Origin of the sequence: Methylobacterium segetis, assembly GCF_004348265.1 — a bacterium.
Lineage (GTDB): Bacteria > Pseudomonadota > Alphaproteobacteria > Rhizobiales > Beijerinckiaceae > Methylobacterium > Methylobacterium segetis.
In genome coordinates, this window is record NZ_SMNT01000171.1 from 1 (window position 1) to 4,520 (window position 4,520).

The 4,520-nt window shown below is 68.9% G+C and carries 8 protein-coding genes; 4 read left to right on the forward strand and 4 right to left on the reverse strand.

Going from position 1 to position 4,520, the window contains the following annotated elements; translation table 11 throughout:
- On the reverse strand, window positions 1-596 hold a 596-nt coding region (locus E1J50_RS25305), incomplete at its 3' end, for an MFS transporter (RefSeq protein WP_483466584.1).
- Window positions 597-1,069: 473 nt separating this feature from the next.
- On the opposite strand from E1J50_RS25305, the gene E1J50_RS25310 reads away from it, so the two are divergent.
- From E1J50_RS25310 to E1J50_RS28385, 3 genes are all read left to right on the forward strand, one after another.
- The gene (locus E1J50_RS25310) at window positions 1,070-1,585 is read left to right on the forward strand and encodes a metallophosphoesterase family protein (RefSeq protein ID WP_132256943.1); all 516 of its coding nucleotides are present in this window, start codon (window positions 1,070-1,072) and stop codon (window positions 1,583-1,585) included.
- Window positions 1,586-1,704: 119 nt separating this feature from the next.
- Window positions 1,705-2,016 carry a hypothetical protein gene (locus tag E1J50_RS25315; protein WP_132256945.1) on the forward strand — a complete coding sequence of 104 codons (312 nt, stop codon included), beginning with the start codon at window positions 1,705-1,707 and terminating at the stop codon, window positions 2,014-2,016.
- Window positions 2,017-2,160: 144 nt separating this feature from the next.
- Window positions 2,161-2,289 carry a hypothetical protein gene (locus E1J50_RS28385; RefSeq protein WP_281024598.1) on the forward strand — a complete coding sequence of 43 codons (129 nt, stop codon included), beginning with the start codon at window positions 2,161-2,163 and terminating at the stop codon, window positions 2,287-2,289.
- Between the two features lie 53 nt (window positions 2,290-2,342).
- Here the strand turns inward: E1J50_RS28385 and E1J50_RS25320 are convergent, their stop codons facing one another.
- On the reverse strand, window positions 2,343-2,585 hold the full coding sequence (locus E1J50_RS25320) for a hypothetical protein (RefSeq protein ID WP_132256947.1): 243 nt from the start codon (window positions 2,583-2,585) through the stop codon (window positions 2,343-2,345).
- A 179-nt stretch (window positions 2,586-2,764) separates the two neighbouring features.
- Here E1J50_RS25320 and flaF point away from each other — a divergent pair, with 179 nt between their 5' ends.
- Entirely contained in the window at window positions 2,765-3,136 is a 372-nt protein-coding gene (gene flaF / locus E1J50_RS25325) for a flagellar biosynthesis regulator FlaF (protein ID WP_132256949.1), read from the forward strand.
- Window positions 3,137-3,143: 7 nt separating this feature from the next.
- On the opposite strand, the gene E1J50_RS25330 is transcribed toward flaF, so the two are convergent.
- Complete coding sequence (locus E1J50_RS25330; protein ID WP_132256951.1) at window positions 3,144-3,551, reverse strand: flagellar biosynthesis repressor FlbT; 408 nt, start codon at window positions 3,549-3,551, stop codon at window positions 3,144-3,146.
- Window positions 3,552-3,687: 136 nt separating this feature from the next.
- The coding region (locus E1J50_RS25335; RefSeq protein WP_281024599.1) for a flagellin at window positions 3,688-4,520 on the reverse strand (833 nt) is incomplete at its 5' end.

Consider the following 4,520-nt stretch of genomic DNA (forward strand, 5'->3'; position numbering starts at 1 on the left):
TCCTTGCCGGGGGAGCGCATGAAGGCGGCGGCGAGGATGATGATCGCGCCCTGGATCAGGCCGAACACGAAGAAGGCCTGGGCGTAGCTGCCCGCGTCGATCATCTTGGCGATCGGCAGGATGGTCAGCGCCGAGCCGGCGCCGTAGCCGCCCGCGGTGAGGCCGACCGCGAGGCCGCGCTTGTCCGGGAACCACTTGAGGGCGTTGTTCACGCAGGTCGCGTAGACGCAGCCGACACCGATGCCGCCGACGACGGCGCCGGCGTAGAAGCCGGTGAGCGAGGTGGCGTAGGAGTTGATCACCCAGGCGAGCCCGGTCATCAGGCCGCCGAACATGACGACCCGGCTCGGGCCGTACTTGTCGATGAAGTAGCCCTCGATCGGGGTGAGCCAGGTCTGCACGATCACGAAGATCGTGAAGGCGACCTGGATCGCGGCGCGATCCCAGCCGAAGGTCTTCTGGATTTCCGGGACGAACAGGGTCCAGGCGTACTGGATGTTCGCGGCCGCCACCATGCAGGCGACGCCGAGAACGATTTGCAACCAGCGATTGGGTGAAGGTTTCACCGCGGCGCTAGGGGTGGCGTATGATGTCATGCGTCGTCTCCTCTACCGACTGCACAGCCCGCCGACACCAGTCTCGAAATGTCGCTGTTGACTGGGCGCACGTGCGCCGTGGCGCGGCAATCGCCCACTTCATTGTATGAGTGTGCTGATCGCGGCGATGAATACATTATTATTCCAGATCAAGCTTTGGCAATCGGAATGTTTCGCCAACCCGCCTAAATTTTATTGGATTAGATGTCTGCGCTGAACGTGCAGGCCGCGAAACGTCCCGTCACCCCTTGCGCCTCGACCGGATTGTCCACCTGGGATGCTCGCGGCACAAGGGTTTGCCTCCGGGCGGGCCCGTCGGCCGTCGCGAGGGGAGAGGCCGCGGCGGCGGGCGCCGCGCGGGGCTCGGCGCACGAACGGCCGCGGAAAACCGTCTCCGGGCCGCCCCTCGGGCATCCGAATCGCGTCGCTCGCATTGTCAGGCGTCACAGTTTCGCGAGGACCGGCGGGCGTCGATGGCGATATATTTCACGAGCGACACCCATTTCGGCGATCCGCGCATCCTGCGCCTTGACCGCAGGCCGTTCCCGGATCTCGCCGCCCACGACGCGGCGCTGATCGCCAACTGGAACGCGGTCGTCGCCCCCGAGGACGAGGTCTGGCATCTCGGCGACTTCGCCCTCGGCCCGAGCGACGCGCGCGTCGCCGAGATCCTCGCGAGCCTGCCGGGCACCAAGCACCTCATCCGCGGCAACAACGACGGCCCCGGCACGCTCGCCGCCCCCGGATGGGCGAGCATCGCGCATTACGCCGAGATCACGGTCGAGGAGCGCCGCCTCGTCCTCTGCCACTACGCCTTCCGGACCTGGAACGGGATCGGGCGGGGCGTCCTGAACCTGCACGGCCACAGCCACGGGCAGCTGAGGCCGATCCCCCGGCAATACGATGTCGGCGTCGACGCGCAGGGCTTCGCGCCCGTGCGGCTCGACGCGATCCTCGCCTCGCGCCGGCGGGGCCGGGCGCCCGGGTGAGAGGCGGAACCATCGCGGCAGCTTCACCGTTTGAGGACCTGAACGGGCGATGACCGAGCGAAACCGAACTTTCGATTGAGCGTGCGAGCCGCGCTCCCGTCACAACCCACGGTGTTCCAATGCGTTACCTGATCCTCCCCGTCCTGGCCGGGCTGAGCCTGCTTGCCTGTGCTCCGCCCGCCTCCGCACTGCCCCGCTGCCTCGAGGCCCAGCGCAAGGTCGACGAGGCCAACGCCCTCCGCTTCCAGGCCCGCCAGGAGGTGCGGCTCGGCGACCACGACCGGATCTGCGACACCCTCGACGAGGTGGGCGACCGCTACAACGATGCGCGGGACGCCTTCGAGGATTGCGGTGCGGGCGTCGTCGCGATCGACCTGCGCAGCGAGCTGCGCGCCCTGCGCGTCGCCAAGCGCGCGAACCGCTGCGACTAGAGCGCCGCGCCCGGCCCGGGACGCGATCCTTGCGCCCCGGCCATCCTCGACCCCCCTTGTGCGGCGACGCACAGCCTTTCCAACCGCCTAACGGCACCGTTCACCCAGACACGGCGACCGAGTCGCCCACCGAAGGCCAAGCCCATGAACCCTGAGACCCTCCGCTCCGACGCGCTCCCCGCCACCGGCCCCTCCTTCGCGGCGGCCCTGTGCGGCTTCCTCAGCACCACGGTCGCCACCACCATGGTCATGTTCCTCCTCAGCAGCGTCTGAGGGGAGGGCGCGCCGGGCCATCCGGCGCGGGGCCGGCGGGGCGGTCGCCGGCCTCAGGGCGCGACCGACCAGAATCGCCGCTTCGACAGCAGCATCTCGGGATCGCCGACCTTCGGTGTCGGCGTCGCGGGCCGGCAGGGGATCTCGGGGCGCGTCACCGCGGCGGCCGTGATCGCGGTGCTCGGCGGCGGCAGCAGGCCGAGCCGGTTCTGGACCTCCGGATGGCGCGCGGCGGCGATGGTCGCGATTCCCGCGATCAGGCCGCCGGCCACGGTGCCCAACAGAAAATTCATCATCCCGACGGATTCTCGCGCCTCGGCCTTGCCGGATTGGGTCCGCGCCCTTTGAGCGGGGTGCTCCCGCGGCATCGAGGCGTCAATGGGGCGATCCGCGCACACCTTGTCTTAAGCCGGGCATGCGACACCGCTCTCCTGCCGCAGCGCGCGCCGCGGCCGCGACAGGGGGACGCCATCCGATGATGCATGCCGCCAATGCCTACGCCAAGACCTCCCGCAGCGTCCTCTCCCCGCGCGAGGCGGAGGCGGCCGTCCTGATCAAGGCCGCCAACCGGCTCCAGACGATCCGCGCCGGCTGGCCCGAGCAGGAGCGGGACCTGAACGAGGCGCTGACCTTCAACCGCAAGGTCTGGACGGTGATCGCGGGCGACGCCACGGAGCCGACCAACCCGCTGCCCGAGGCGCTGAAGCAGAATGTCGGCAAGCTCGCGGTCTTCGTGTTCCGCTCGACCCTCGACATGATGATCGAGCCGAAGGCCGAGACCCTCGACGCCCTGATCTCCATCAACCACAACATCGCCGCCGGCCTCCAGGGCGATTCCGGCCGCTGAGCCGGGCTCAGGCGGAGGCGGCTTCCACCGGCTCGGCGAGCGCCAGCAGGCGGCTCTCGTGCGCGACGAGGTCGCGCGCCGCCTTGAGCGCCCGGTAATGGTCGCCGGCCGCCAGCTTCTCGTAGATCGCGGCGATGAAGGGCCTGGCGCTCGGCGCGGCCTGCATCACCGCGTTGGCGAGTTCCATGAACTGCGTCTCGGCGTCGAACGGATCGTCGAGGAGGTAGGCCCGCTGCAGGGCGACGCAGATCTGCTTGGCCGGGGTGTCGGCCTCCGATTCGCGCACGATCTCCGATTCGCGCAGCACCTTGTGCGGCGTCTCGACGATGAAGGCCGAGCGGCGCGGCCCATTGCGGATCGCGCAATCCCCGATGATGACCCGCTCCCCGGGCTTCAGCTCGATCCGCAGCGGCATCCTGCCCTCCCGATCCGGCGCCGGCCGGGCCGGCGCGCTCTCCGATCGGCCGACTTTCGCGGCGAAGGGTTAACCAAATGGAAACGGCGGGGCTCGCGCCCCGCCGTTTCCGTCTCAATCGGATGCCGCGTACGGTTCAGCGCAGGAGCTGGAGGACACCCTGGTTCGCCTGGTTGGCGAGACCCAGCGTCTGCTGGGCGATCGACTGCCGGGTTTGCAGCGCCGTGTAGTTCGCCGCCTCGAAGTTCAGGTCGGCATTCGTCAGGTTGTCCGCACCGGTCGTCAGCACGTTCGCGATCTGCTTGGTGAAGTCCTGGCGGGTCTGCACGGTCGAGAGGCTGGAGCCGAAGGTCGAGGCCAGCGAGCGCAGCGAGGTCAGCGCGTTCGTCAGCGTGTCCTTGGTCGTCGTGAGCGACGTGTCGTCCTGGATGTCGAAGGAGCCCGCCGGTCCGCCCGTGCCGTTGAAGGCCTGGTTGATGCCGAGCGAGGCCGAGGTCAGGGTGGTGCCCTGCACATCGAGCTTGGTCTGGTTGGCCCCCGTCTTCTCGTTGAAGACGATGGTGAGGAGATCGCCGCCGAGGAGGTTCTTGCCGTTGTAGCCCGAATCCCGGGCGAGCTGGTCGAGCTGCGTCGTCAGGTCGTTGAACTGCTTGACGAGGTTGGCGCGCACCGTGGAGTTGCCCGAGGCGGTGACGCCGGTTGTGTAGTCCGTCGCCGCGAGCCCCAAGTTGGTGTTGAGCGCGCCGGTCTGCGCGTTCGTGGTGGCGGCGGCCGCGCTCGCACCCGAGCCGAAGCCGACCTTCAGGGTGTTCGAGCCCGTGCCCTTCACGGTGAGCTTGCCGCTGTCGTCGACGCTGGCGGTCGCGATGCCGGATGCGTTCACCGCGTTCACGAGATCCTGCACCGTCTGCGTAGCGGAGAAGGTCGTCGTGAAGGTGGTCGGGCCAGCGTTGATCGTCAGCGCCAGCG